The organism is Pseudomonas sp. 10-1B (assembly GCF_000935045.1).
In the GTDB taxonomy this organism is placed as follows: Bacteria; Pseudomonadota; Gammaproteobacteria; order Pseudomonadales; family Pseudomonadaceae; genus Aquipseudomonas.
Window position 1 is genome coordinate 49,967 of record NZ_JYKS01000048.1, and the last position, 24,983, is coordinate 74,949.

At 57.8% G+C, this 24,983-nt stretch carries 20 protein-coding genes and 3 pseudogenes; 9 read left to right on the top strand and 14 right to left on the bottom strand.

Annotated elements, in window-relative coordinates:
- The 3 genes from TZ03_RS22825 to TZ03_RS22835 are packed head-to-tail and all read right to left on the bottom strand — an operon-like array spanning position 1 to position 3,157.
- Positions 1-711, bottom strand: coding sequence for a hypothetical protein (locus tag TZ03_RS22825; RefSeq protein WP_051100603.1), 711 nt, complete (start codon positions 709-711; stop codon positions 1-3).
- Entirely contained in the window at positions 708-2,438 is a 1,731-nt protein-coding gene (locus TZ03_RS22830) for a hypothetical protein (protein ID WP_051100605.1), read from the bottom strand. The genes TZ03_RS22825 and TZ03_RS22830 overlap by 4 nt, the downstream gene beginning before the upstream one ends.
- Complete coding sequence (locus TZ03_RS22835; RefSeq protein ID WP_051100607.1) at positions 2,435-3,157, bottom strand: IclR family transcriptional regulator; 723 nt, start codon at positions 3,155-3,157, stop codon at positions 2,435-2,437. Before TZ03_RS22835 ends, TZ03_RS22830 begins: the two co-directional genes overlap by 4 nt.
- 293 nt (positions 3,158-3,450) lie before the next feature.
- Here TZ03_RS22835 and TZ03_RS29160 point away from each other — a divergent pair.
- The 3 genes and pseudogenes from TZ03_RS29160 to TZ03_RS32065 all read left to right on the top strand — a co-directional run.
- A pseudogene (locus TZ03_RS29160) lies at positions 3,451-3,726 on the top strand (IS5/IS1182 family transposase); the annotation flags it as partial.
- A 296-nt stretch (positions 3,727-4,022) separates the two neighbouring features.
- Entirely contained in the window at positions 4,023-4,718 is a 696-nt protein-coding gene (locus TZ03_RS22840; RefSeq protein ID WP_053388455.1) for a hypothetical protein, read from the top strand.
- Between the two features lie 446 nt (positions 4,719-5,164).
- Complete coding sequence (locus TZ03_RS32065; protein WP_414860319.1) at positions 5,165-5,746, top strand: Mov34/MPN/PAD-1 family protein; 582 nt, start codon at positions 5,165-5,167, stop codon at positions 5,744-5,746.
- On the opposite strand, the gene TZ03_RS22850 is transcribed toward TZ03_RS32065, so the two are convergent.
- The 5 genes from TZ03_RS22850 to TZ03_RS22870 all read right to left on the bottom strand — a co-directional run bounded on the left by TZ03_RS22850 (position 5,697) and on the right by TZ03_RS22870 (position 10,500).
- The gene (locus tag TZ03_RS22850; protein ID WP_051100640.1) at positions 5,697-6,011 is read right to left on the bottom strand and encodes a hypothetical protein; all 315 of its coding nucleotides are present in this window, start codon (positions 6,009-6,011) and stop codon (positions 5,697-5,699) included. The two genes, TZ03_RS32065 and TZ03_RS22850, sit on opposite strands and share 50 nt — an antisense overlap.
- 334 nt (positions 6,012-6,345) lie before the next feature.
- The gene (locus TZ03_RS22855; protein ID WP_051100611.1) at positions 6,346-7,593 is read right to left on the bottom strand and encodes an OprD family porin; all 1,248 of its coding nucleotides are present in this window, start codon (positions 7,591-7,593) and stop codon (positions 6,346-6,348) included.
- 85 nt (positions 7,594-7,678) lie between these two features.
- Complete coding sequence (locus tag TZ03_RS22860; RefSeq protein WP_053388456.1) at positions 7,679-8,146, bottom strand: TerC family protein; 468 nt, start codon at positions 8,144-8,146, stop codon at positions 7,679-7,681.
- A 29-nt stretch (positions 8,147-8,175) separates the two neighbouring features.
- Positions 8,176-9,462 (bottom strand): CitMHS family transporter, encoded by a 1,287-nt coding sequence (locus TZ03_RS22865; protein ID WP_051100612.1) that lies wholly within the window; start codon positions 9,460-9,462, stop codon positions 8,176-8,178.
- A 105-nt stretch (positions 9,463-9,567) separates the two neighbouring features.
- Entirely contained in the window at positions 9,568-10,500 is a 933-nt protein-coding gene (locus tag TZ03_RS22870; protein ID WP_051100615.1) for an SMP-30/gluconolactonase/LRE family protein, read from the bottom strand.
- Positions 10,501-10,891: 391 nt separating this feature from the next.
- Here TZ03_RS22870 and TZ03_RS22875 point away from each other — a divergent pair, with 391 nt between their 5' ends.
- From TZ03_RS22875 to TZ03_RS22890, 4 genes are all read left to right on the top strand, one after another.
- Positions 10,892-11,833 (top strand): hydroxymethylglutaryl-CoA lyase, encoded by a 942-nt coding sequence (locus tag TZ03_RS22875; protein ID WP_152645522.1) that lies wholly within the window; start codon positions 10,892-10,894, stop codon positions 11,831-11,833.
- A complete protein-coding gene (locus TZ03_RS22880) occupies positions 11,830-13,032 on the top strand; it encodes a CaiB/BaiF CoA transferase family protein (protein ID WP_051100619.1) in 1,203 nt (400 codons plus the stop codon). The genes TZ03_RS22875 and TZ03_RS22880 overlap by 4 nt, the downstream gene beginning before the upstream one ends.
- 178 nt (positions 13,033-13,210) lie before the next feature.
- Entirely contained in the window at positions 13,211-14,530 is a 1,320-nt protein-coding gene (locus TZ03_RS22885) for an MFS transporter (RefSeq protein ID WP_082056693.1), read from the top strand.
- Positions 14,531-14,667: 137 nt separating this feature from the next.
- A complete protein-coding gene (locus tag TZ03_RS22890) occupies positions 14,668-15,438 on the top strand; it encodes an IclR family transcriptional regulator (protein WP_051100621.1) in 771 nt (256 codons plus the stop codon).
- A gap of 5 nt (positions 15,439-15,443) precedes the next feature.
- Here the strand turns inward: TZ03_RS22890 and TZ03_RS22895 are convergent, their stop codons facing one another.
- Positions 15,444-16,535: an AbrB family transcriptional regulator gene (locus tag TZ03_RS22895; protein WP_051100623.1), complete on the bottom strand. Its 1,092-nt coding sequence runs from the start codon at positions 16,533-16,535 to the stop codon at positions 15,444-15,446.
- Between the two features lie 110 nt (positions 16,536-16,645).
- Between TZ03_RS22895 and TZ03_RS22900 the strand changes: the two genes are divergently transcribed.
- Positions 16,646-17,548, top strand: a complete 903-nt coding sequence (locus TZ03_RS22900) for a LysR family transcriptional regulator (RefSeq protein WP_051100625.1) — start codon at positions 16,646-16,648, stop codon at positions 17,546-17,548.
- 178 nt (positions 17,549-17,726) lie between these two features.
- On the opposite strand, the gene TZ03_RS29175 is transcribed toward TZ03_RS22900, so the two are convergent.
- The 5 genes and pseudogenes from TZ03_RS29175 to istA form a co-directional block, all read right to left on the bottom strand.
- Positions 17,727-18,290, bottom strand: coding sequence for an HAD-IA family hydrolase (locus tag TZ03_RS29175; protein ID WP_236692874.1), 564 nt, complete (start codon positions 18,288-18,290; stop codon positions 17,727-17,729).
- Between the two features lie 789 nt (positions 18,291-19,079).
- The gene (locus tag TZ03_RS28005; RefSeq protein WP_152645523.1) at positions 19,080-19,943 is read right to left on the bottom strand and encodes a hypothetical protein; all 864 of its coding nucleotides are present in this window, start codon (positions 19,941-19,943) and stop codon (positions 19,080-19,082) included.
- A 179-nt stretch (positions 19,944-20,122) separates the two neighbouring features.
- Positions 20,123-20,548 carry a tyrosine-type recombinase/integrase gene (locus TZ03_RS31610; RefSeq protein WP_082056694.1) on the bottom strand — a complete coding sequence of 142 codons (426 nt, stop codon included), beginning with the start codon at positions 20,546-20,548 and terminating at the stop codon, positions 20,123-20,125.
- Positions 20,549-21,137: 589 nt separating this feature from the next.
- Positions 21,138-21,795, bottom strand: a pseudogene (locus tag TZ03_RS22920) (ATP-binding protein).
- 20 nt (positions 21,796-21,815) lie between these two features.
- Positions 21,816-23,329 (bottom strand): annotated as a pseudogene (gene istA, locus TZ03_RS22925) (IS21 family transposase).
- Positions 23,330-24,551: 1,222 nt separating this feature from the next.
- Here istA and TZ03_RS31145 point away from each other — a divergent pair.
- A complete protein-coding gene (locus tag TZ03_RS31145) occupies positions 24,552-24,758 on the top strand; it encodes a hypothetical protein (RefSeq protein WP_051100627.1) in 207 nt (68 codons plus the stop codon).
- Positions 24,759-24,983: the final 225 nt, after the last annotated feature.

The window sequence follows — 24,983 nt, forward strand, 5'->3', positions numbered from 1 at the left end:
TTATGGGGTGGGGGCGGTGGTGCCGGATTCGATGCCGGCCATCAGCAGGGACAGATCGGTCTCGTCTTCGTCGGGTCGGCCGACCAGGCGGCCCTCGGCGTCGACCATGATCGAGCCGGCATGCCGACGCGATTCGAAGGAATCGGGGGCCAGCGCTTCGTTGGCGTGGTGGAACAGTTGCCACCACAACGCTGCGTCGACGCTCAGGCCTTCCAGGCGCAGGCGATCGAGCCAGACAGGAGCCGGCGATACCCGGTTGCTAGCGGTCAGCGACAAGCCTTCGGCATGGGACACCAGGTTGATACTCAGACCATAGCGTTCGGCAAGTGCAACGATCACCTGCAGTTCCCGCGGCTCCAAGACATTGACGACCACCAGCTGCGCCTGGCCATTGCGCTTGAAGTCGTCCGCCAGGACATCGAGTGCCGTGTCGGCGACCCGCCAGGCATGCTGCCCGGCGCAATCGAGGCGCTTCACCGCGCCGTCATAGGTCAGCGCGAGGGCTTGCGCTGCGGACGACTCGAGCAGTTTCAGGTGACGCTGCAGTTCGCCAAAGCCACCCAGGCCCAGGGCGGCGGAGTACAGGGCGCAATCGCGCAACGCCGGCACCATGCCGGGCTCCATGCTGATGACCTGCATCAGGCGCTCGAACACCAAGCGGCATTCGCGAAGGCTGACCTGCAGGGTGCTGGGGGTAGGGGACAAGCTCATAGTGCGGGCTCCGAGGGGTAGAACCAGTGTTGGCTGGCGTTGCCGCTGGCGAGGTCTTCAGGTAGCGGGGCGCCATGGAACAGCACGCCGCGCAGGTTGCGGTTTAGGTAGTCGCGCGTCTTGTCAATGCCGTGTAAGCCGACATTCAGCAGGCGCGTGATGTGCGCTGGGATGAACGCCTCGCTCATGATGTCGGCATGCGGCGAGTGGTATGGGGTGCCAGCGAGCGCCTGGACGCGGGTCACGATGGCACGGTGTTGCGGGTGCGCCAGCAGGAAGCGCGCGGTGCTGAGGTTCGCTGGTTGGGCTGCCAGGTCGGTATCCAGGTCGATGATCAGCTTGGGCATGTCCAAGCCGAGCTTGACCACATCGCCCAGGGTATCCTTAGGGCCACGGCGGGGTTCTTCGGCGGTGGCCGACTTGTACCAGACGTAGCGGCGCTGGCTGTCGTCGAGGTCGATGTCGAAGGCCCAGGAATACTCGCTGCGCAGCAAGTCGCGCAAGCGGCCTACCGGCATTTGCGGCGTGCCCACCAGCTCCTCGTCGAGGATCAGGTTTCGGCAGAGGCGGTCGGCGATCTCCGGCATCAGCTCGATCAACAGGCTGTGCAGGGTCTCCAGCACTTCGTCATGGACACGCCCTTCAAGCGAGCGGCACAGCTCGGCGAACGGCAGCTCGCTGCAGACCAGGTTGGCCTGCAGGCGCTGTTGCAAGCGTTCGGTCTCGGCGCGGACGCTGCGCAGCTCTTGCGCAACCGCCGCGCTACTGACGAACGATTCGTAAACCCCGCGATCTTCCTCGCGGAAACGGATGGCCCGGTCAAGCAGTTGCAGCAGAGTTGGGCATTGGCTGAGAGCGGCGGCAGGCTCCAGCCCCTTGGCGTTGGCCAGGGCCTCTTCGCGGATCCATATCCAGCGTTCGATCAGACGCGGGTGGTTGTTCACGAACAGCATCAGGCCCAGTGCCGAGCCGTTGCCCACGCCGAGGAAGCGGCGCAGCTCAGGTGCCATCGCGCAGGCGTTCGGCGAGGCCAGGCGGGCCAGGTGCTGCACTAGATCCTGAGCGTACACGCGCATCATGTAGGCGCAAAGCATCTGCGATGCCAGCGACCAGCGCAGCGGGTGGTCAGGCTCGTAGGCCAGGAAGCTCTTGGTGCCGAAAGTGCCGTTGCCGTCCAGACCGGTGTTGCGCATCAAGTAGCAGGTTTCGGCCAGTAATCCCACATCCGGCTGGCGACCGGCGGCCAAGGCTTGCACGGCTTGGTCGAAGAAGCGAGCGCTGCGGTTGGAGCGGCACCAGATCAAAGTGTTCGGCGTCGCGCGGCCTTCATAGAGCTTGGGCAGCTCTTCGCCGGTCTTGCGCAGGTCAGCTTCGCTGATCTCGCCTTCCACCAGTGCCCCGAGCATGTCCCAGGTACGGCCGATGATGCGTCCAGTGCGGCCATGGGCCGAAGGCTCGAAAGCGAATACCGGGAAGGAGAACTTCCAGCTGCCGATCTCGATCAGGTAGTTGGCCACGCCCTTGCCCTTGGCATCGATGTCGAAGCGAGTGCAAGTGATCTTCCAGCGCTGTTCAATGGCTTGCGCCATCAGTGCGTGGGAGGCGCTGATGCGTGACGGCTGGATCACCGACAGGCGCTCAGGCTTCATCAGCTCGGCGGGCGAGCGCATCAGCCTGCCCAGACGATGGGCTGGTGATTCGGTTTGGTAGTTGGGTACGGCAGTCATGCTTGGGCTCCACGCAGGCGCGCGTTCACAACATCCGCGGCTGCGGAGGCGATAGCGGCGCATTTATCAAGATCGAAGCCGGCTTCGGGGCCGGAAATCGCCAGGGCGGCGATGCAATGGTCGTGGTTGTCGAAAATCGGCACGGCAACCGCCGAGACAGCGCGTGGGCCGGTCATGCCCGACACCGCATAACCTTGCTGGCGATAGGTTTCAAGCAGTGCCTCGTCCGGCAGGGCTACACCCTCGGCGCGCAACTGAGCGATGACTTCGGGGCGGGCATGTGCAACCAGGATGCGCCCCATGGCAGTGCGTTCGAGGTTCAGGCGGGCACCGACGCGCAGATCGGCGCGCAGGATACCCTTGGACTCGACGCGGCGCAGGATGACTGCCTCGTGGCCTTCCAGGATGGCCAGGGATGCGGTCTCGAGGCTTTCGGTGACCATGTCCTGCAGTACGTCGGCAACACGTTCACCCAAGTTGCCTTGCTCCATGGCCATGCTGGCGTAACGAACGATGCGCAGGGTCAGGCGGTAGCTGCCTTCTTCGGTTTGTTCGATCCAGCCGCCATCGACCAGGGTAATTAGTCGTTGATGAGTGGCCGCACGGGCCTCCTCCAGCCCCTTGGCCACTTCGGTCAGACGTACTGGGCGAGGAGAGGAGGCGACGTAGTCGAGCACTGCAAGTGTCTTGGTGACAGAGGAAAGGGTTCGAACAGCCATTCTTCATTTTCCTTGTTGTATTCTATTAGAATACGTGGTATTCATATGCAATAATATTGAGCTTGTCCCTGATGCATGTCAATGCTTTGGGGTTTTCTGCGTGGATAAAAAAAGCCGGGATGCGGGGCAGAGCCATATGTGAAGGTGTGATCTGGTGTGCGTCGTGATTTGGCGCACTGGCTTCCACAGGTACATCACGAAGCTAGTGTCTTGCGCTTCCATTTTGTTTAGGGAATCTCCGAACAAGCTCCCGGTTATGCGAAAATCGCCGCGCCACCTGATCCGAGCCGCCTATGAGCCAGATGAGCTTTTCCGACTTCGAGTACGCAAGCGTAAGCAAACCCGCCGCGAACGCTTCCTTGCTGAAATGGATCAGGTCGTGCCCTGGACGGCCTGCTGGGGCTGATCGAGCCGGTCTACCCCAAAGCCGGAGGCGGTAGAAAACCCTATCCTCTGGAAACCATGCTGCGCACTACGAAATCACGCCCATGCGCCAGTTCGCACGGCTGACATTGAGCGCGCCAATCCCCGAAGACACCACGATCATGAACTTCCGGCACTTGCTGAAAAGCATTAGATAGCTCTGCGTGGACGACGATACGAGCGGTGTTCTCGGTGCGTTTGCGCAGCTGGTTTCCCGGTGCCTGACTGTTTCGGATCGCAAGGATGGGGTACATGCGATTGGCGCCGTTCACCGGCAGAAGAACTACAGGGCGGAGCAATTCCCGAAGGCTCTGGAGCACTATTGGAGCGCCTATCGCTCAGATGCCGACAGCTCGAGGTACACGCCCAAAACATTCGTTGAAGGTATTCGCAGGGCGAGAGCGCATCTGGCCGTTAGCGGTCATACATACGAAAGCGTTGAATGATTGCCAAGTGTTTGCTTCATCTGGCTGAGCGTGCAGGCTTGAGGAGACCTGTCCAGATCAGGACAAGGCTTCACCGCTTCATAGAGCGCGGCTTAGCGTTGAACACGACGCTTCTGGAAGCCTACCAGCGAGGCATCTATCTCTATTTGTTCCATGCCCATCCGCTGCGAGAGGAGCGTTGGGTTCAGAGGCATGCCGTGCTGCTTAAGCGCCTAATTGCAGAGCTGCATCCTGGCGAGGCGATCTCAAACGAACACGAGGTAGAGGCTTACCTGGCGTGGACAGAGCCGCGTGATACGGACGAGTCCGAGACACCCCGTGAAACCATCAACACATACCGATCCGACGAAGCTGAACATGACCCCGTCGACGTCCAACTGTCATCCATGCACGCCGTCAAGGGCAAGACTCATTCGGCGACACTGATTGTGGAAACGTTTATAGGACAGCATGTCTTGGAGATGATATTGCCCTGGCTGGACGGTAAGCCGCTTGTAAAGAAGGAACATCAGGTGACTTACCGGAAAAACAGGATGCTGATGTACGTCGGGATGACCAGGCCTACGCACTTGCTGTGCCTGGCTATTCGAACCAGTGCACTGGGTGAAGGGGAGGCGAGTGCTGAGCGAAGGGCAGCGCTCGAAGCGCAGGGATGGGTGATCAATGAGCTCGGTGCGCGAGTGACTCACTAACCCACGCTCCTGAATGTGGGGCATCGGGAATACTGCGGCGATCGCTGTACAGATTCCCCTGAGCATATCGAGCGACAAAGACTGGATGCTGGCTCAGACAGCAAGCACCCAGTCCTATGAGCCCTACGCAGGGATTACGCTGCGATGGTGTGGCCGAGCTTGTCGGTCAGGAACTGTCTATTTCGAGCGTACGGGCGCCGTCGCTAGCCTGGGTGATCTTGTCCCTCAGTCAGATGATCCATTCCATTCGATTCAGGTCTCCCGTGATTTCTCGGAGACACTCCACCATGCCTGAATAGGGGTTTAGGTTCCGCATTCCGGATGCCCAGTGGCAGATCGAGTTCTGCGGGGAGTCGTTGCGCGCGCTGGAGCAGCATGTACAGCATGGTTTTAAAACCTCCAAGGCAGCAGGTCAGCTGTTTACTCGGGACATCAATGGCCCCTTGGTGCGGGTTGATAAGGTCACGAACCCCGTATCTCGATGGGCTCGCTATGCCGGCGTACGATTGGATCTCAAGGCCATCCAGAAAGAGCGTGATCGCCTGTTTCGAGAAGGGCTGCACTGCCTGGGATTCTGGCACTCCCACCCTGGAGCTTGTCCAAGCCCTTCGCATGCCGACCTTGCCATGGCAGCGGAGCAGGCCGCTGCCGGCGGCGACGACTTCACCGGGCTGATATTCGTCATTATCGGTAACTCGCCATTCGAGCTCGATGGTTTCCATCTCCCCAGGGGTAACAACAAGCCCTCGCGAGGGCTCACCCGGCATCAGGTCACCGCAGGTCGCTTCCAGGTCAACGCAATAGAGATAACGGTACTGGCTGAGACTGAGCTGAATATTCTGAGGCTGCTGGTTGGACATGGACACGGTGCTCTAGCGGTCGGTTGTCTTCAGGCTATCGAGTTACCCGCCCCTGTGACAATTTCAGCGCTCATGGGCAGGCGGGGTCAGAGCCTCAGCAGGGTTGATCATTGCAGGCTTAAAGTGACGACAGCAGCGTCTGGAGCTGACCATGCTCCCAGGTACTGAGCAACTCCAGAGGATCGGTACCGAAACGCTGAGAGGAGTCGAAGATGTACTCGCGACCATCGGGGCTGTAGCAGCTATTGCAGTAGTCCAGCTTGTTGCTGTCGTTGGAGAAGGTCAGAACCCAGCCATTGACCTCGACCGTCATGAGCCCGGTCTGCGTTTGAGTCCAGCCAAGATCACCCAGGCGTCGCATCGCTTGCTGCCCCAGCGCAATATCACGCAGAACCTGGTACACCTCTCTCGGTGTGAGTGGCTGTGAATGCACGCGCTTTCTCCCTGAGTAGGGCGTCAATTGTCCCTCATTCCTTACATCCAAGCCACTCATACGCTTGTACATAGAGGCCACGTTCCATGAGGAGGATAACTGGGTCTCTGGATTCGATGTCAGCCAACTCGGTTGGTGATGAGATCATCCAGGCAGGTCGCCAACGTGCTGCTGCTCGACCGGAGCAACGAAGTTGGCATCAGGAGGCGAGCTGTATCCAGCATCTTGTTGCTGGCGCTGCGAGGGGAGATGATGGGGCAGGGCCTCACCACTTTGTGTGGTGAGCCCTGTGCGGATTACTGGTAGTGGTATGCGACTGTCCGGAGGCTCGCAGTCACAGCAAAGGGATGGTGTAGCTGATGATCAGGCGGTTTTCGTCAATTCCCCACGCGAAGTCAGAGCGATAGCTCGCGTTCCGCCAGCGGATACCCAAGTTCTTCAGTGCCCCACTCTGGAACACATACTGCACTTCGGTGTTCCGCTCCCACTCGCTGCCTGTAGCATTGCTGGCCAGCTCGACGTCATGCCCCTTCAGGTAACGAGACATGAAGGTCAGGCCAGGTATCCCTACTGCGGCAAAATTGTAGTCATACCGAAACTGCCATGATTTCTCCTTGGCGCCGGCGAAGTCGTTTATCTGGACGAAGTTGATCAAGTAGGGGTCGGTGCCATCAATGTAGGGGAAGGCGGTGTCCCCTGACATCTGCTGATAACCTAGGCCAAAACCGTGCCCCTTGAGACTGTAAGTCACCATACCGTTTACTGACCGGTTGTCTATCTTTCCTGCCTCTGAGCTGCCGCTGTCTTTGCTGACAGCTAGTCGCAGGTCTGCCTTCAATTGCCCTACGGGTAACGGTAAAGATCCAACCAGCCCAAAGAAGTGCTGGGTGTAGACATCCTCGAGTGCGCCGTACTGGTAGGAGCCGACGAGGTTTTTGGAGAAGCTGTAGTCAAAGCCTGCCAAGTCGAAATGGTCTGCGGCAATGTCTGCCTGAAAGCGGCGGTTCTTGTTGTTCAGCACCAGGTCTTGAGCGGCAGTTTGGTCGCGGTCAGTGGCTTTTGTGAGGCGACCCGCCACGACATCGAGGGACTCTATTTCTCCAATGCTCAGCAATCCACCTCTGAAGGTCTGCGGGAAGATACGACCGTTGTTGGCTTTAACGGTTGGCATGTCGGGAATCAGCGTTCCTATCTCAAGGAGGCTCTCTGAAAACCGTGCTTTCGCTGTCAATCCAAGCTTGGAGTATTCATCTGGCGCTCGGCCGTCATCATGTACGGGGAGGAGGCCAGTGCCAGTCCGGTCGGGACTGGAATCTAACTTCAGGCCGAGCATTCCGATGGCGTCTAGGCCGAACCCAACGGGGCCAGGCGTGAAGCCCGACTTCGCATCGAGAATGAAGCCCTGGGCCCATTCATCCCGCTTGGTCTGGCCTGCACCGTCCCGAAAGTCACGATTCAAATAGAAGTTCTTCGTTTGCAGAGAAACCTTGGTGTCCTCAACGAGGCCTTCCGCTGATACAGGGGAGGCGAGGTTACCCAGGCCAAGCATGGTGCAGACTGGAATTGCGTTACGTGGCTTCATGAATACTCCAGGCGTCGCCTGCGCGCCAACAGATGGGCACGCAGGAACAGCCAAATTGTTTTTGTTGGTGGAGTTGCTTGTTTAACTACTGCGCCGAGGGTGTTTCGGGTGAAGCAGGTTTGGATTTTTTGATCAGCATCCCGACCGCGATAACGAGCAGTGCGCCAGCGGCGCTGGCGCTGTAATGGGTGATGTCTGTCGGGAAGGGGATTCTTGGCTGCAACCAGATGTCACTCGCCAGCATTCCGCCCGCGATCCAGCCGAGCAGCCCTGCACCCACCAGGATGACTTGAGGAAATTTATCCATCAGGGCAAGCACCAGGCGGCTACCCCAAACAATGACCGGGATACTGATCAGGACGCCGAGGGAGACGAGCAGTAGGTCGCCACCAGTAGCACCTGCCAGGGCCAGGACGTTATCCAGCGACATCACCGCGTCAGCAATGATGATGGTCTTGATGGCGGCAACCAGACTGACCCCTCCGTCAATCGCACCATGATCATCGTCCTCAGGCTTGAGCAACTTGATGCAAGCACAGATGAGCTTGCCCACCTGTGCGCTGCGCAGTTGAGGAGGGGCCCTCAGTTGAATACGTCGATGGTTCCAATCGCGACAGCCGCCACGAACATGACCAGGCACGTACCGATGCTCCAGCCAATGGACGCTCGCTGGTTGTCGCCGTAGTCAATATCCAACAACCCACACAGCAGGTAGGTGGAGGCTACAAGTGGGCTTAGGAGATGAACGGGCTGGCCGATCAGACCAGCAATAGCCATCTCTTTTGCGCCGATGCCGTAGTGGCTCGCGGTCTCGGCCAGAATCGGCAGGATCCCGAAGTAGAAAGCGTCATTCGTCAACACGTAGGTGAATGGCATGCTGATGAAGGCAGTGATCACCGACATGAAATGGCCGGCGGACTCTGGAATAACGAGTATCAGGCTTTCCGAGATGGCCTTGATCATCCCAGTGCCAGACATGATCCCGACGAAGATGCCAGCGGCAAAGATCAGCAGGGTTACAGCCATAACGCTATCAGCGTACTTGCCGATCAATTCCTTCTGGTCTTTGACGCTTGGATAATTGACCAGGATGCCGATGCCGAATGCCAGCATGAACAGAGTCGGGAGTGGCAGGACGTTGATCATCATCAACGTAATCAGCGTGACTGTGAGTACGCCGTTGAACATAAAGCGCCAGTCAGTCAGCTTGAAATCCGTGTAGTGGCTCATGATCTCGTCATGATCGAGCTCGACCACGCCCAGGCGACGACGCTCGCGGCTGCCCAAATAGAACGCTACAAAAATTACCCAGCCAGCCCCCACGATCATCAAGGGCAGCATTTCGACGAACAGTTCAGTGATGTCGACGTGCATAGCGCTTGCGGCTCGCGAGAACGGTCCGGCCCATGGCAGGATGTTCATGACACCAATGGTAAGGAGCAAGATCGTGGCCAGAACCTGGAGGCTTATGCCTGTCCGTCGGTACAGGGGGAGTAGCGCAGCAGTCGTGATGATGTAGGTCGTTGCCCCATCACCATCCAAACCGACGCAAAATCCAAGAACGGCGGTTCCAAGGACGATCTTCAAAGGGTCGCCTTTCACGCATTTCAGAATCAGCTTGATCAGCGGGTTGAACAAGCCTGCATCGGTCATCATGCAGAAGTAGAGAATTGCGAAGGTCAGCATGATCCCTGTCGGGGCCAGCATCTTAACGCCATCGAACATCATCGGGCCGAGCTGGGTTGCAAACCCACCCAGGCTGGCGAACGCCACCGGCACCAGGATCAGAGCAACCAGCGGTGACAGGCGTTTGCTCATGACGAGGTACATGAAGCAGACGATCATTGTGTAGCTCAAGAGAGTGAGCATGTTGCCCTCTTATTATCTGTTTTGTATGAGTAATAGCGTTCGCTGGCCGTTTTGAGGCCGAGCAAGACCCGTGCGCCAAGTGCACAGGGCTGCAGCAAAAAGTCGTTAGGCTGGGAGGTGCGAGAACATTCGCTTCCCTGAGTGGCCGGTGTCAGCCCTCAAGATGTGTCCTGTCGACGAATCCGTGATGAACAGGCCACGATTACCTTCCCCGCCAAAGGCGAGGTTGGTGAGCGTGCGCCCCTCGGTGCATGACTTGAAGCGATAGAGTGGAACAGCATGGGAATCGAATGCCCACACGCATCCATTGCCTGCATCACAGACGTAGAGGTTTCCTGATTCATCCAGGGCCATTCCGTCAGCCCCACTCACGCCCCCGGCCATGGAGGTGAAGATACCTACCTTGGAGGTCGTGCCATCTGCTTGTAGCGGTAGCCGCCACACAGCATTTCCGCGCGTCATGGCTACCAGGAGGGCGTTTTCCTTCAGATCCATCACCAGGCCATTAGGGCTAGGGCCGTTATCCAGCAAGCAATCCAGGCGCTGTTGCTCCAGGTCGTAGCGGAAAACTCGACCGGTCGGATCGTGCATGCCCGTCTGACCTTGATCGGTGAAGAAAAGGTGCCCTTGCCGGTCAAAGAACAGATCATTTACACCCTTGAAGCTTTCACTTCGTCGATGCGTCAGGAATGGCTCAATGCGCTTGCTGATTGGATCGAGAACGAGGATCCCGTTCTTGTAGTCAGCGATAAAGATCCGACCGTCACGATGGATCTTCAAGCCGTTAGGCCAACCGTCGTATTCGACAACCAGTTCCCAGTCACCCTGCGGGGAAACGCGAAAGATTCGGCCATAGGGAATGTCAGTGACGTAGAGATTGCCAGCCTGATCGAAAGAGGGCCCTTCCAGGAAGCTCGCGACTGGCTGGCCTGGCTTGTTGGCTCTGACCCAATCGGAGTCACCATCACGCCAAAATTCTTTCGGCAGTCTGCTGAATACTTCTGTCGGGCGTTCCTCGGGAGGGGCGTACAGGCTCATGGCAAATCTCCATGTGAAAACAGACACGCGACGCTAAGGCTCAAACAGCAGCGGTTTTGGCCAGTCTTAGCAGTGTACGTTGCCTGGGATATCTTGTTGTATCGAGCCAGTTGTTCTATCTGATAGAACATTATTGCTCTTGGCGGAACACTTTCCAAGCTATTTTCTGCTGTGTCAAGCCCCTTAAGATATTCGTCATGTCACCTCTCTCCGTCGTGGCCGACACAACCGTCCGTTCATCGACAGCCTCGTTGACAGGTATGAAATTCTGGGTAGATACTTGAACAGAACGCAATTCTGCCTGACAGAACAATCATAAAAACAGCGCTCCACCCGCAGCTGCATTGCATGAATGTTCGGGCAGGCTCTCCCCAACCACAGGAGAACCTCCGTGAAAGAAGCGACAGATATCGACATCCTTGTCAGCGAAGTCGGGCCCAGAGATGGCTTGCAGAGTGTCAAGGCCACCATGCCTACCGAGTTGAAGCTGGAGTGGATTTCGGCGCTTGCTGGCGCCGGCCTGAGAGAAATCGAGGTCGGCTCGTTTGTCTCGCCAAAGCTACTGCCCCAGATGGCCGACGCTGCCCAGGTCGTGGCTCATGCCCTGACCCTGCCGAGTCTTTACGTCACTGCGTTGGTGCCGAATCTGAAGGGCGCAGAAGCCGCTTTCAACGCCGGTATCCATAAGATCACGCTGCCCATCTCGGTAAGCGAGCGGCACTCCATTTCGAACATCCGCAAGACACATGCTCAAGTCTTCGATGAGGTACAAGCGGTAGTTGCCCTGCGTAATGAGCGCTTCCCGCATGTCCAGATCGAGGCAGGCCTGTCGACTGCCTTTGGGTGCACGCTTCAAGGCGTCGTGACTGACGACGAGACGATGGCTGTTGCCTTGAAAATGGCCGAGCTTGGGGTAGATGAGGTCGGTCTTTCCGACACCGTCGGCTACGCCAACCCCACGCAGGTACGCCGGCTTTTCACTCGGTTGTACCAAGAGCTGGGTGCGCTCGCGGGAAGCGCTCACTTCCACAATACCCGTGGCCAAGGGTTGGCCAACGTAGTCGCTGCGTTGGAGGCCGGGGTCAAGACGTTCGATGGTTCTCAAGGTGGTTTGGGCGGCTGCCCATACGCCCCGGGTGCCTCGGGCAACATCGTTACCGAAGACCTGGTGTACCTCCTTGAGTCGATGGGCCTGAAAACCGGCGTCGACATTGATCGCCTGGTTGAGGCTCGTGAGGTACTTCGCCGTGGGCTTCCCGGAGAGCCCGTCTACGGCTTCATCCCAGATGCCGGCGTTGGCAAGAATTTCACCTATGCGAAGGAGGCCGTATGAGCCTGCACGAAGAGCAAACCCTCCCACTGGCTGGCATTCGCGTAGTTGAGTTTGTCCACATGGTAATGGGCCCGACCTGCGGGCTGCTTCTTGCCGATCTCGGTGCCGAGGTCATCAAGGTGGAGCCTGTGCCGGAAGGTGACAATACCCGTCGACTGATGGGGTCGGGTGCCGGCTACTGGATGACCTACAACCGCAACAAGAAAAGCTTTGCCGTGGACATCAAGTCCGAAGAAGGCATGGCCGCCGTGAAGAAGTTGATCGCCACGGCAGATGTCGTCACTGAGAACTTCCGTCCAGGCGCCATGGAGAAATTGGGCCTGGGCTACGAGCAGGTCAAAGCCATGAAGCCGGACGTCATCTACAGCTCGATGAAGGGCTTCTTGCCTGGCCCCTACGAGAAGCGGACAGCGCTGGATGAGGTCGTGCAGATGATGACAGGGTTGGCCTACATGACGGGCCCTGTAGGACGCCCGCTGCGTGCAGGAGCCTCTGTCAACGACGTGATGGGCGGAATGTTCAGTACGGTCTCAATCCTCGCGGCCTTGCTGCAGCGCAAGGAGACGGGGCGCGGGCAGTTTGTGCAGACAGGCCTGTTCGAGAACTCGGCCTTCCTGGTCGCCCAGCACATGATGCAGAAGGTCGTGACCGGGAAAGCGGCAGCGCCAATGCCCAGCCGGATCTCTGCGTGGGCCATCTATGACGTGTTCGAGACTGCACAGGAAGGTGAACAAGTCTTTATGGGCGTCGTCAGTGACAGCCAATGGGTTTCCTTCTGCGAGACCTTCGACTTCCCTGAGCTTGGCGGTGACGCCGAACTGAGCCGAAACAACCAACGCGTACAGGCCCGAGACCGAATCATTCCCGTGGTGCGAGAGCGCTTGTCTGGCATGGACAAGCCAACCGTGATGGCGCTGTGTGAGAAAGCCGGCTTGCCGTTTTCCCCGATCCAGCGTCCTGAAGACATGTTTGAGGATGAACACCTCAATCAGTCGGGTGGCATGGCAGAGCTGACACTGCCAGATGGTGAGCAGGTGAAGGTACCGATGCTGCCTTTCGAAATGAATGGCCAGCGTTTTGGCACCCGTTTGAATGTCCCGACACTTGGAAGCCACTCGAGAGAGCTGTTGGTTCAGCTGGGTTACGGTGACGAAGAGATCACTCAGCTGGAAGCCAGCGGCACAGTCAAAACAGCCTGATCAGAACGGAGGCGAGCCTCATGGCAAGGCTCGCCAGCGACACCTTTCAGGTGTCGAGCTCGAAATGACTCTCGGGCGAAATTAGCAGCGCCACGGGTACTGGATATACCGGCGGCCTGTACTCACCGATGGCCCATCCAGCCATGGAATTCATAACAACAAAACCGAGGATACAGTCATGGCTAACGTCACGACCCCGGATACCCATTTGTCCATACCGCAACCTGAAATCACCTCTGAGTTGCAGCAACGAGCCATGAAGAAGGCCGCCTGGCGCCTGATTCCATTGCTCGCGCTAGCCTACTTCTTCAACTACCTCGATCGCACCAGCGTGGGTTACGCCGCCCTGCAGATGACCGACCAGCTCGGGCTTACTGCTGCTCAGTTTGGCCTCGGAGCAGGAATCATGTTCGTGGGCTATTGCCTCTGCGAAGTACCGAGCAACCTGGCCATGTACCGATACGGCGCGCGGCTCTGGATGGCCCGAATCATGATTACCTGGGGGCTTGCCGCTGCCGCCACGGCATTCGTGATTGGCCCCTACAGTTTCTATGTCGTTCGCTTCCTTCTAGGGGTTGCCGAAGCCGGCTTCTTCCCTGGCGTAATTTTCTTCCTGACGCTGTGGTTCCCAGCCCAATATCGCACTCGGGTACTGGCCTGGTTTACCGTTGCCACGCCGATTTCGTTCCTTGTGGGTGGCCCACTTTCTATTTGCCTGCTCCAAATGCATGGCGCTTGGGGGCTCGCGGGCTGGCAGTGGATGTTTATCATCGAGGGTTTGCCAGCATGCATCCTGGGCCTCATCACGTTGAAGGTGCTGGCCAACCGGCCGAGCGAAGCCAAATGGCTGTCGCAAGAGGAAAAGGACGCCCTCACTGGCATGCTGGATAAGGAAAAGGCCAATAGCCAAAAAAGCCACGGCTTCGCTGCAGCGCTCAAGGATCCACGCGTCTGGATCCTAAGCTCTATCACCTTCAGCTTTACGATCGGCACTTACGGTATCGGCATTTGGCTGCCCCAGATGCTGAAAGCGCAGGGCGTGGAAATAAGCCTGATCGGCTGGGTGGCTGCAGTACCTTACTTCTTCTCGACCATCGGCCTGCTGTTCTGGGCCAAGCATGTCGACCGCAGTGGGCGCGGGATCCTGAACCTGATCATTGCCCTGGTGTTGGCCGGTCTTGCATTGATCTTCGCGGTCAACATGAACGCCCTGATCCCAGCGCTGGCAGGCATCACCCTGGCCCTGGTGGGTACGATCTCGGCGAAGACGATCTTCTATACCTTGCCAGCGAAATTCCTGAGTGGCCAAGCGGCTGCTGGGGGTATTGCTCTGATCAACTCTATCGGCGCATTCGGCGGGTTTGTTGGGCCCTATCTGATGGGTTTCCTGAAGGACTACACCCAGTCTTTCACGGCGGGCCTGATGGTTATGGGATGCATCCTGTTCTTCGCCGCTGTAATGGCGTTGTCCCTGCGACTGTTCATGCGAGATGCCTAACGTGCTCTACCGTTTAAGTAGAACGGCGTTATGGACAATGGACTAGCTGTAAACCTTACTCACGGGTAAGGTATCAGCCATCTGAACGGCCCCTTTGAAGGGGCCGCTTTTTCACGATTGTGCCGAGAAGAAGTCCGATGTCGCCAAAAAATGAACCTGTGGTAGCCGATGCTTCCAAGAATAATGCTGACGGAGGGGTGGCGGCGGTTGATCGAGCCTTCGCGATCCTTGGGGCATTCGAGCCCGATCAAAGCAGCCTCCCATTGGCCGAGATCGCTCGTCGCACAGGGTTGTACAAAAGCACCATCCTTCGACTCATCAGCTCTTTGGAGAGGGCTGGTTTTATCAGGCGGCTGACTGATGGGCAGTACGCTGTAGGTCATGAACCCTTGCGATTGGCCCAGATCTACCAAGCTTCATTCCGGCTGCGGGACACGATTTACCCAGTGCTCGAGGCGCTTACAGAGGAGAGCGGCGAGACGTCTTCCTTCTATGTGATCGAGAACGATGTCCGAGTCGTACTGTTCCGTGTAGAGCCCAAGCGGGCGGTGCGCTTCAGCATCCATGAGGGTGATCGTTTCCCGCTGCATGCCGGGGCTTCCGGGAAGATCCTCAGAGCTTTTGGCCCGCCAGCAGATCGCGCTTTAGCTGAGGTACGAGAGCAGTTCTGGGCGATGTCGTTTGGTGAGCGTGATCCGGATACATCGTCGATCTCAGCCCCCGTATTCGGCGTCGGCCATGAATTCAAAGGTGCTCTCACGCTGTCAGGCCCGTCTGAGCGATTCAACAAGGATCAGCTCCGAGCAGCCCGACTGCTACTGCTCAAGCGTGCTGCACAGGCGACTAGCCTGCTCGGAGGCAGCAACCGCGAGCTGCTTGCGGCACTGGAGCAGATCGAGGGTAATTAAGGTCATCAGTTCTGGGTCAGGCGGATGATCTGCTTGGCGAAGTAAGCTCCGGTAAGAATTACGCCGAAGAGCCGAAGCGTCTGCATCGCAAGCACCATGCCGACATCGGCATGCGTCTCCACCGCAATAATGGCCATGGCATCCAGTCCCCCAGGGCTGGTCGCCAAATACATTGAAAGGAAATCGGTGCCAGTGGCATAGGCTAGAAGCCAAGCACAGCACGCGCAGAGCAAGATCAGTATCACTGCACCCAGAATCATTGCGGGCAAGTGCTTGAACACGTACAGCACGGTCTTGCGGTCGAAGCGCAGCCCGATGTAGCAGCCAATGGCACCATAGGCGATCGCAAGTAACCAGGCCGGCATCGAGATGTCCAGCATTCCAGTCAGTTGCAGGGCACCTCCGATCAGAAGCGGCATCAACAAAGCTCCAGCAGGCATTCTTGCGCCAGCTGATACACCAAACAAGATGACTCCCAGGCTCAGGAGGAGGTTGAACAGGTCGGTGCCAGGTAGGGGGCTATCGGATGGAGCTACCTCCACGGACAGGTTCGACGCTCCGAACATATGGCTCACCAGCGAACCGATCATGACAACACACACCACCCGGACGTATTGCATGGTTGCCACAACTCGAGAGTCGGCGCCGTTTTCTTCTGCCATGGAAACCATGGCAGACGCTGCGCCGGGTGCTGTGCCCCATGCGGCAGTGCTACCAGGAATACCACCGTATCGAACCGCTCCGAGCCCGACAATGGCACTCAGGGTTACGGTAAGAAATGTGGCGACTAGCATGATGTGCCATGACTGAGCCAATGCAACCAGAACCGACCAAGTCACGGAGTGGGCCACTACAAGCCCCACGCAACCTTGGCCGAATCGGAAAATGTGCCGATGCATATGCATCTGTGCACCGCACACGCCGAAGACGATGGCGACGAGCATTGGCCCCAGAAACAACCCTGCAGGAACAGCCGCCGCGTGCAGACCTTGGCCTACTGCGCCGGCGATGCTGACGAGCGCGATCCATTTGAGAATCTGGGAGGGGACGTGTCTGGCGGATTTTGAGGTTTGCAACGTGCTGTATCTCCAGGCCATGACTGCCACCTTAGGGCGGCAGCCCCTGGGGACAGCGAGAATTATCGGTGGCTAGACTCATCAAGTCTATTTGCTACTTTCGATGAACCTATAACTGAAATTCATGAATTATGGACTTTCGTGACCTTGCCTACTTCGAGACCATCGCAGAGCTCGGACATCTCGGGCGAGCTGCCGAAAAGCTCAATCGCACTCAGCCGGCCTTGAGTAAAAGCATTCAACGCCTGGAAGAATCCCTCGGTGCACGCCTTTTTCAGCGTGATGGCCGAAGGATCAAGCTGACCGATGTCGGCGAGCTATTGCTGGCCAGAGGGAAGCAGCTGCGCATCAACATTGCGGAAACCGAGCGAGAGGTCAGGGATTATGCCAATGGTCTGGTGGGTAACATCCGTTTGGGATGTGCAGCCAGCATGGCCGAGTATCTGCTGCCGCAGTTGGCCGAGGAGCTTCTGAACAAGGCTCCGAAGCTGACGCTTAAGCTCTCGATAGGCCAGGATGATGTGCTCAAGGAGTCCCTGAGAGCGGGACGGCTGGACGCGATCATCTGCCCCCTTGTCTCTAGCGATCCGGACTTCAAGATCTATCCGGTGCTCCAGGATGAGGCCGTAGTGGTCGCTAGCGCAGACCATCCCATTTTCCTGGCTCCCTATGCTCAGCAGGATCTCTGCCGTTACCAGTGGGTGCTTCCAGGGCCCACCGTTACGGCTAGACGCTGGATAGACAACGCGTTTATCTCTAAGCAGTTGCCACCCCCAAGCGTTCAGATTGAAACCAATTCGATCTCACTGCTTCCTCGATTGATCGCTCGTACCAGGCTGCTGAGTTTCCTCGCCCGAGAGACCTTGGAGTATGGCCAGGGCATGTCACGACTGAAGGAGGTTCCATTGATCGAAACAACCATGAGTCGCACCGTGGCAGTGTCGGTGAGAGCAGAAGGGTATCTACCTCCCGCCGCTGTTGCATTGGTTGAGCTTCTGCGCGAGAAAGGCGGCAGCTTTTTGCAAGAGCCGTAACGGGTGAGGCGTTGCGCTCAAGCAAACGGATGTGAGATCGCGGGCAAAAGAATGCCCGCTGCAAGGCGGGCGAGGTCTATCACGTAGGGAGGGCGCTAGTCTCTGCGAGAGATCATAAAAATGAGTGAAAGAAATGTCCCGACAATGTAATCGGGATGGAGTCACTCACCCCGATCTTCTATGCGATCAGCCGGTTCACCAGTAGATCCAGTGCGCGGTAGTCAGGGCAGGGGTGGAAATTGTCCTCATCTGCGAATTTGCCAAAATCGGTATCGCCAAAGCCCGCAACAATGCAGCCGGCGAGCAGGCCCGCTTCAACGCCTGACAAGCTGTCCTCTACCACCAGGCATTGGTTCGCCGGCAACCGTAGCTTGCCCGCTGCATGCAGCATGATCTGTGGATCTGGCTTCCAGGCTTGCACCTCGTAGGCACTCACGATCAAGTGCTCAAAGGTGTTGTAGAGGCCGACGGACTTGAGGCAGGTTTCGATCTTGATCCGAGGGCCGTTCGAGGCCACGCACGCCGGAATTGTCAGCGCCTCCACAAATGCGAATGCGCCTGGCATGGGTTCCAGGCTGGCTTCAAACAGTGGGATGCTGAGTGCTCGAAAGCCCGTAATAAGCGTCTCGGCAGATAACGCAGGGTACTGATCACAGAGACCGTCCACGAAGCTTTGAAACTGGACGCCACGGAATCGATAAAGAACATCGACGGGGGGACATCTCAATACTCTGCTGCCCAAGCTGCTGGCTCAGTAGCTGAGCCGCGAGACGTTCACTATCCACCAGCGTCCCATCACAGTCGAAAATAATGCCTTGGATTTTCATGGGTACTTCGCTTGCTCATCATTCGGCTGGTATATCCGTACGCACGCGGCGCAGCAAAACTGCTCCGGTTGTAACGGGAAAGCGCAGTCGTCAGCGTTTTAACGAAGCATTCAACCGAGTGCCTGCCGGCGGGCAGGTCTGACCGCCGCGATCACGGAATCGGTGCCCGATCCATGACATGCCTTCAAAACGGCCAGCGCCAGGCAGAGCGTATGAGACGGGCGGATGCCCCGCAAGGGCACCGGCATCAAGCGGTTTTAGGAGACCTGGGAGAAAGTGCTCGAAGTTGAGTTGAAATCAAAACAGCTTAAGGGCATTGATACATCACCGTTCATCAGTGAGGTACAACAATGCGTGGAAGTTACAGCAGCAGCTCGTGTGCCGGGATCTTGATCTGTTTGGCCGTGGTTTTGAGTTTCTGTGCCATGGCCACCTTGGCTGCCCAGGTACATCTGGACATCGCCACGACCGGCGTTGTCCTGGGGAGGCTGGGTCTGGCCTGGCTCTTTGGATACTGCCTGGGCCGAGGGCTACTAGGCGTGGGCCTCAGCTACAGCTGGCCAGTGTGCCTCGGGCTCTCTTGGATCGCACTCATGCCTGCGTTCAGCGTTTGGCTTGACGAGGATACCTACGCCTGGCTCGAGCCTTTTTGGTCTCAATGTGTAGGTGTGGTAGCAGTAGGGCTTCTCGCGTTTCGCATCAGATCATTCGTAGCGTAAGTCGGATCGGGGCGTGGCCATGAACACCTCAGACTGAGGTGGAGCGCGCCCTGCGATCGATGGCATCCATGAAACCACCTCAGCGGCGCTTGTAGCCGAGCGCTGCTGTCGCTCATCACTAGTGGTAGTCAGTGTCAGACAGCAAGTATTCGGCTGGGGGCATTCGACAGGTTCGAGAAGTACTAGGCGAACATTCTGAAAAACCAAGGCTCTACCATCTCTCTCAGCCCCCCTTGCACCGCCTTTTACTTTATGGACTTCCCTGGTTTTGCGAATGGCTGACAAGACCCTTTTTTCCGAAGGGCTCTTTCTACCATTGCGCGTGCTTATTTCGCTGTAGCCCTTAGCGGTGCCGTTGCTGTGAGCCATTACATTCCTGATAACAGTCAGATGATCCAGGTCTGTGATGCCTTGGCCACCAATGACCTTTTTGAGCATAGCGTGGGCCTTTTCTATTGGCCCCATACCCTTGAGCTCCCCCTCAAACCCAGTCACTTCAAGCATAAACACCAGGCATTGACTCATACGGTGTTCGAACAACCCAAACATCGTAAGAAATGCTGAGCGGCGCGTGAGTTGGGTGATCATGAACTTGTACGTCAATAGCACTTCGTCAGAGTCATATCCGATAGAAGAGCCGCATGAGTAGAAAGTCCGTTGCCGCACGTAGCTTTCACCGTAGTGATCGTACGTTTCTTCTTCGTGCTCATGCTCCTTTATCAAATCGTCGGCTTCCTTGAGTGCAAGCGCCAAATTTTTTTCTGCCTGCTCTGCGAGCATTCGCATGACAGAGATGGACTCGCTGAGGGCACACATATGAACACTGAAAATAAAGTCGAGCTTGGCCAAATTGCCTCCCTGCAGGCTCATATTGAAGACACACGATTTTCTGGGCAGATCTGAGATCTGCTCAGCGTACATAATCCATCCGCGCCTCGATATCCCAGCCTGAGCCGGCGCCCACATTGACGTCTGCGCATCAAGTGCACGCCATGGATCTCGGAGGGCACGGCTGCAGTGCCCCACGATCAATCGCCCTGAACACAGGGCCACCTGGGCAGGGCCTGGCAAGCCATAAACTCCGGACGTACGAGTACCTGCAAATACCCTTCAGGCTTCCTAATGAGCCCACCAAACTGCTGCGCAGGCTCAACATAGCGAAGCGCTGATTTCATATCACTCCAGCCCACGTACTCCATCAGCGTTTTGATATCCCAGCCAGAGCTCGCCGCCCACGTTGCAAAGCCGCGCCTCATGGAGTGAACACTATAGATTTCGGAAGGTAAGCCACACCGATCCAGAATGTCGCGGAGGAGGGGGATCAAGCTGTGTGCTGCAAGCGGGCGATCGCTGATGTTGCCCCAGCGGTCAATTCTCCTGAATACGTCACCATGAGTTAACCCGGCAACTTCGACCCAGTTTAAGTAGGCCTCGACAGGACACAGTTTGCTCAACGAGGGGTTCTTGTACTCGTGGCCGAGGTTTTGCGCTCGTCTGGTCGATCCGATCTTTGGGCGCTACGCGAGCGCTGAGGACGCAGCGGTCGAGGGGCAGGGGGCATTGGGGTGATGATGCTAGTCGGAGCAAGCCGCTCGGTGCAGCCATTTAGACCGGGCATTCCAACTCACTGCAGCAATTGGATGGTCACCCCCGCGCCCTGAGCTTTCCGCGGCCGGAGTTGGTTGCGCAGAGCAAAGTAGGGTGTCGGCCCAAGTGTTGGCACGCCCGCGATTCCTTTCGCAACGATGAATGCAAGGCCGCGTGGAGCGCTGAGGCAAATAAAAATTTGGAGTGGTTCGGCAACCGCGGCGCACCAGGCGTCGCTGAAAGAAGCGCGTAATAAAAAACTCAAGCTTTACGGAATCGACGTTGCATCATGCCTGGCTGCCGGAACAATTGGAGTAGCGGGGGCTCTGTGCGGATTCCACGACACTTGGACACCCAGCCCACGCTCATTTGGACACTCGTTCCACGCGCACTTGGACACCTGATCCACGCCCACTTGGACAGGCAGTCGGAGCGCAGCGACGCAGGGTTGCATTGTTAGTCTGAAGCCCCTGCCACCGTCAATTTCGTCGTGCGCTTACGCATCGACTCTCCCCTCAGTTCGATTCGATAAGCGTTGTGCACCAGCCGGTCGAGGATTGCATCGCCCAGGGTCGGGTCGCCGATCAGTGCATGCCATTTGTCCACTGGCATCTGGCTGGTCACCAGCGTCGAGCGGCTGCCGTAGCGGTCGTCCAGCAGCTCGAGCATGTCGCGCCGTTGCGCTGCGGTAAAAGGCGCCAGGCCCCAGTCGTCCAGGATCAGCAAGTCCGTCTTGGCATACCCCGTCATCGTGGGCCAGGGCGCAGGCAAGCCAGGTTTTGCCCACGCCGGTGGGGCCGCCGATGATCAGGTTCAGGCCATCGCGCAGCCATTGGCCGCTGCCCAGTTGCAGGATCAGCGACTTGTCCAGCCCACGTGGGCTGCGGTAGTCGATGTCCTCCAGGCAGGCGTTGTGGCGCAGCCGAGCAGCCTTGAGGCGGGTCGTGAGGCGTGTGTTTTCACGCTCGGTCAGCTCGCGGTCGACCATCAGGCCGAGGCGTTCGTCGAAGCTCAGGTCGTTGATGTCGGGCGTCGCCTGTTGCTCGCTCAGCGCTTTGATCATGCCGTGCAGGCGCAGGGTTTGCAGCTTGTCCAAGGTGGGGTTCGGTAGCATTTCAAGGTTCCTTTTGCAGGTCAGTGGTAGTAGCCGGGGCCGCGCAGGTTGGTGTGTTCGTCGGGCAGCAGGGGCAGGTTTTGCTGGGCCAGCGGCAGCCGTTCCAGCCCTTGGCGCAGGATCGATTCGAGGCTTTTGTAGCTGCACGCGCCCAGTGCCAGCGCACGCTGGCAAGCGGCCTCTAGCCGCGCTTCGCCGTGTTGTTTGCTCAGGCGCAGGATGCCCAGGCATGCGCGGAAGCCGTGCTGCGGATGGATTCGGCGTTCGAGGATGTAGGCGATGACGCCTGCGGTGTTGGGCCCGGTCTGCTCGGCCCAGCGGATCAGTCGCTGTGGCGTCCATTCGGCATGCTCGCGGTGGCTCTTGGGCATGTGCTCGGTTTGGGTGGTGTGGCGGCCTTTGTGCGGCGAGCGCCGGTGGCTGGCCACGCGCTGGTTCGCGTGGAAGCACTCGACAGTCTGGGCGGTCAGGCGTACTTCGAGCTGTGCTTCACCAACTGGTACGGCACCGAGTAGAAGTGGCCATCGACTTCGACGTGGTAGTCGATGTGGACGCGTACCTTTTTCCATTCGGCGTAGACGTAGGGCTGTTCCGGTAGGGCCTGCAATGCCGGTTGGTCGATGGCTTCGAAGGCCGACCGGCGTGAGCCGGGCAACTTTTTGAAGGGCTTGTGGTTGAGCCGATCCAGCAGCAGTGCGATGGCGGTGTTGAGTTCGCCCAGCGCGAAGAACTGGCGGTTGCGCAGTGCCGCGAGGATCCAGCGTTCAACCACCTGGACGCCGACCTCGACCTTGGCTTTGTCCTTGGGCTTACGCGCACGGGCAGGCACGACGGCGATGCCGTAATGCTCGGCCAGGTCGCGGTAGCTGGGGTTGATGTCGGGCTCGTAGCGATGCGCCTTGCTGACACCGCTGCGCAGGTTGTCGGGCACCAGGATCTGTGGGGCCGCGCCCAAAAACGCTAAGCAGCGCGCGTGCGAGCCCAGCCAGTCAGGCAGCGTTTGTGACCAGGTAGCTTCGGCGAAGGTGTAACTGGATGCACCGAGAACGGCGACGAAAACCTGGGCCTGGCGGATTTCACCGGTCTGCCGATCGATGACCGGTACGGTTTGGCCCGCGTAATCGACGAACAACTTCTCGCCGGCGCGGTGCTCTTGGCGCATGGCCACGTCGACCTTGGCGGCCCACAAGCGGTAGTGCTCGCAGAACCAGCTGTATTGGAAGCCTTGCGGGTGGCTGAGCCGATACTCCTGCCAGAGCAGGGCCAGGGTGACGCCGGGGCGGCGCAGTTCGGTGTGCACCCATGCCCAGTCTGGTATCGGGCGTTGATCGCTGGGTACTGCTGGGGCCGGCGGGAACAGAAGCCGCTCTAGCTCGGCGTCCGACATCGGCGTTGGCCAAGTCAGCCCGCAGGCGTTGAAGCGATGTAGGTAGTTGCCAGCACTGCCGCTACTGATCTGCAGGCTTGCGGCGATCTTGCGCACGGACAGGCCGGCGTCGAACTTTAGGCGTAGTACCTCTCGGACTTTACGCATGGATAAACGCTCCACGACGACCTCTTTGCTTCGATAAAAGAGGTCGATGGTAGTGAATAGTCCAGCGTTGCTGCCTGCCTGAGCTTGGGGTCTGATCAGTGAATGCTCACTGTCCAAGTACTCGTGGAATCAGTGTCCAAGTGACCGTGGAATGGGTGTCCAAGTCAGCGTGGAATCACTGTCCAAGTGTTCGTGGAATGGGTGTCCAAGTGCGCGTGGAATCCCCAGGCTCTGACAGGAAGTGTGGCCCTAGGCGCGCTAGGTGGTGTTTTAGGAATGGTTGGTTTGCCTAATCTTAAAGATATCAGGACAAAGTATAAGGATCTCCAGGCAGAACAAAATACCCGTGAAAATTCGCCGACGGGGTTGCTGTTCAAGCACATATCGTGAATGACTGTTGTAGCTTGATTGGACGCTCCAGGCCTTGGTGGTCGGTTAGGAGCACAATCGGCGGGAACAATGGATGCGGCACGAAGGAATCCGTGGGGTCGGCTGGCGCTGGCGATTTGAACGGCGGGCTCGGCGCCAGCTTGTGAGCGACTGTTGAAGGACAGCCTTAATCGTGGCGGTGGCCGTAAAACACGCTGAGGTCACTAGGCACGCAACGTGGTCAGGTCACCGGCTGCGGCTGCCTGCAGGCGATCTAATCTGGCAGCCTGGCCCAAGCTGCATAGACGCCAGAACTCGGCCGTGGAGTGCCAGCGCACGTCGGCTCAGTTCAGTGATGATGGGATTTCGGATGGGATCTCTAGCTGCTGAATTATGGTTTTCAAACCGGGCAATCAGGGATGGCGGGGCTGGTGAAGTCTGGTTTTCGGGAGCTGGATGACAAAAGACGTGCTGATCGATAATACTAAATTTAACATAATATGCATTATGCACACCTTTGTATGAAGCTACCGGGGTCGTGGTTGGGCAGATTTGGCCACAGGCTCACGACGGCTCAGGCTCCTTTCCCGCCTTGGCCTGAAAAATCCGCCGGCGTCATGCCATAGCAAACAACGTCGCGACAGTCTTGCTCGCGGTACCACTTCACAACGCTCTCGATCATCGAGCCCAGGACGCGAATCAACGTGTCGCTGTAGCCTTTGCGTGAGCTGGCTTCATATGGATACCGAGCGTCTGTGAAAACATGCGGTAACGCTCAATCCAATCTTCCTCTTGGTCGAATCGAAGGCGCGTCCGGATCCGCAGGGACTGCACGAAAAAGCATGAACAGATCGTGCTTATCGGCCCGACTGCGGTCAGCAGAAATCTTGCCAGCGCGCTGCAGCTCGCGATGCGCGTCATTGATCAACTTGGCGTCAAGCTCGTGCGTTTCATTGACTTGGCCATGGTTGCCATTGGGCCGAGCCACGAAGCTTTCAGCAAAATCTCCATACCGATCGTCGCGTTTACCTGGGCAACAGCCATCATGTCGTGCCTGTAAGCAGGTGTTTGGCGGCTTTCCAATAGCGCAATCATCCAGGGTGTCAGATGCGGTTGCATCAGGATTTTCCAAGAGTAACGGCCCGGGAATTTGGACTTTCCCTGGTTCAGCAGATGAGCTACCCTGCCCTTATAATATTCATTTCAGGAATAACTACACTAAATATTCATTTTGTTTAGTTATTTAAAAGGATCTCCAGAACCTGCCCTTCAAGCTCCTTTGGCA

Excerpts from the sequence above, each read along its gene's own strand:
- TZ03_RS22895 (WP_051100623.1), bottom strand. The coding sequence starts at position 16,535 with ATGGCCTGGAGATACAGCACGTTGCAAACCTCAAAATCCGCCAGACAC.
- TZ03_RS22840 (WP_053388455.1), top strand. The coding sequence starts at position 4,023 with ATGATTGCCAAGTGTTTGCTTCATCTGGCTGAGCGTGCAGGCTTGAGG.
- TZ03_RS22880 (WP_051100619.1), top strand. The coding sequence starts at position 11,830 with ATGAGCCTGCACGAAGAGCAAACCCTCCCACTGGCTGGCATTCGCGTA.
- TZ03_RS22825 (WP_051100603.1), bottom strand. The coding sequence starts at position 711 with ATGAGCTTGTCCCCTACCCCCAGCACCCTGCAGGTCAGCCTTCGCGAA.
- TZ03_RS22900 (WP_051100625.1), top strand. The coding sequence starts at position 16,646 with ATGGACTTTCGTGACCTTGCCTACTTCGAGACCATCGCAGAGCTCGGA.
- TZ03_RS22855 (WP_051100611.1), bottom strand. The coding sequence starts at position 7,593 with ATGAAGCCACGTAACGCAATTCCAGTCTGCACCATGCTTGGCCTGGGT.
- TZ03_RS22835 (WP_051100607.1), bottom strand. The coding sequence starts at position 3,157 with ATGGCTGTTCGAACCCTTTCCTCTGTCACCAAGACACTTGCAGTGCTC.
- TZ03_RS22870 (WP_051100615.1), bottom strand. The coding sequence starts at position 10,500 with ATGAGCCTGTACGCCCCTCCCGAGGAACGCCCGACAGAAGTATTCAGC.
- TZ03_RS22890 (WP_051100621.1), top strand. The coding sequence starts at position 14,668 with ATGTCGCCAAAAAATGAACCTGTGGTAGCCGATGCTTCCAAGAATAAT.
- TZ03_RS22830 (WP_051100605.1), bottom strand. The coding sequence starts at position 2,438 with ATGACTGCCGTACCCAACTACCAAACCGAATCACCAGCCCATCGTCTG.
- TZ03_RS22865 (WP_051100612.1), bottom strand. The coding sequence starts at position 9,462 with ATGCTCACTCTCTTGAGCTACACAATGATCGTCTGCTTCATGTACCTC.
- TZ03_RS22885 (WP_082056693.1), top strand. The coding sequence starts at position 13,211 with ATGGCTAACGTCACGACCCCGGATACCCATTTGTCCATACCGCAACCT.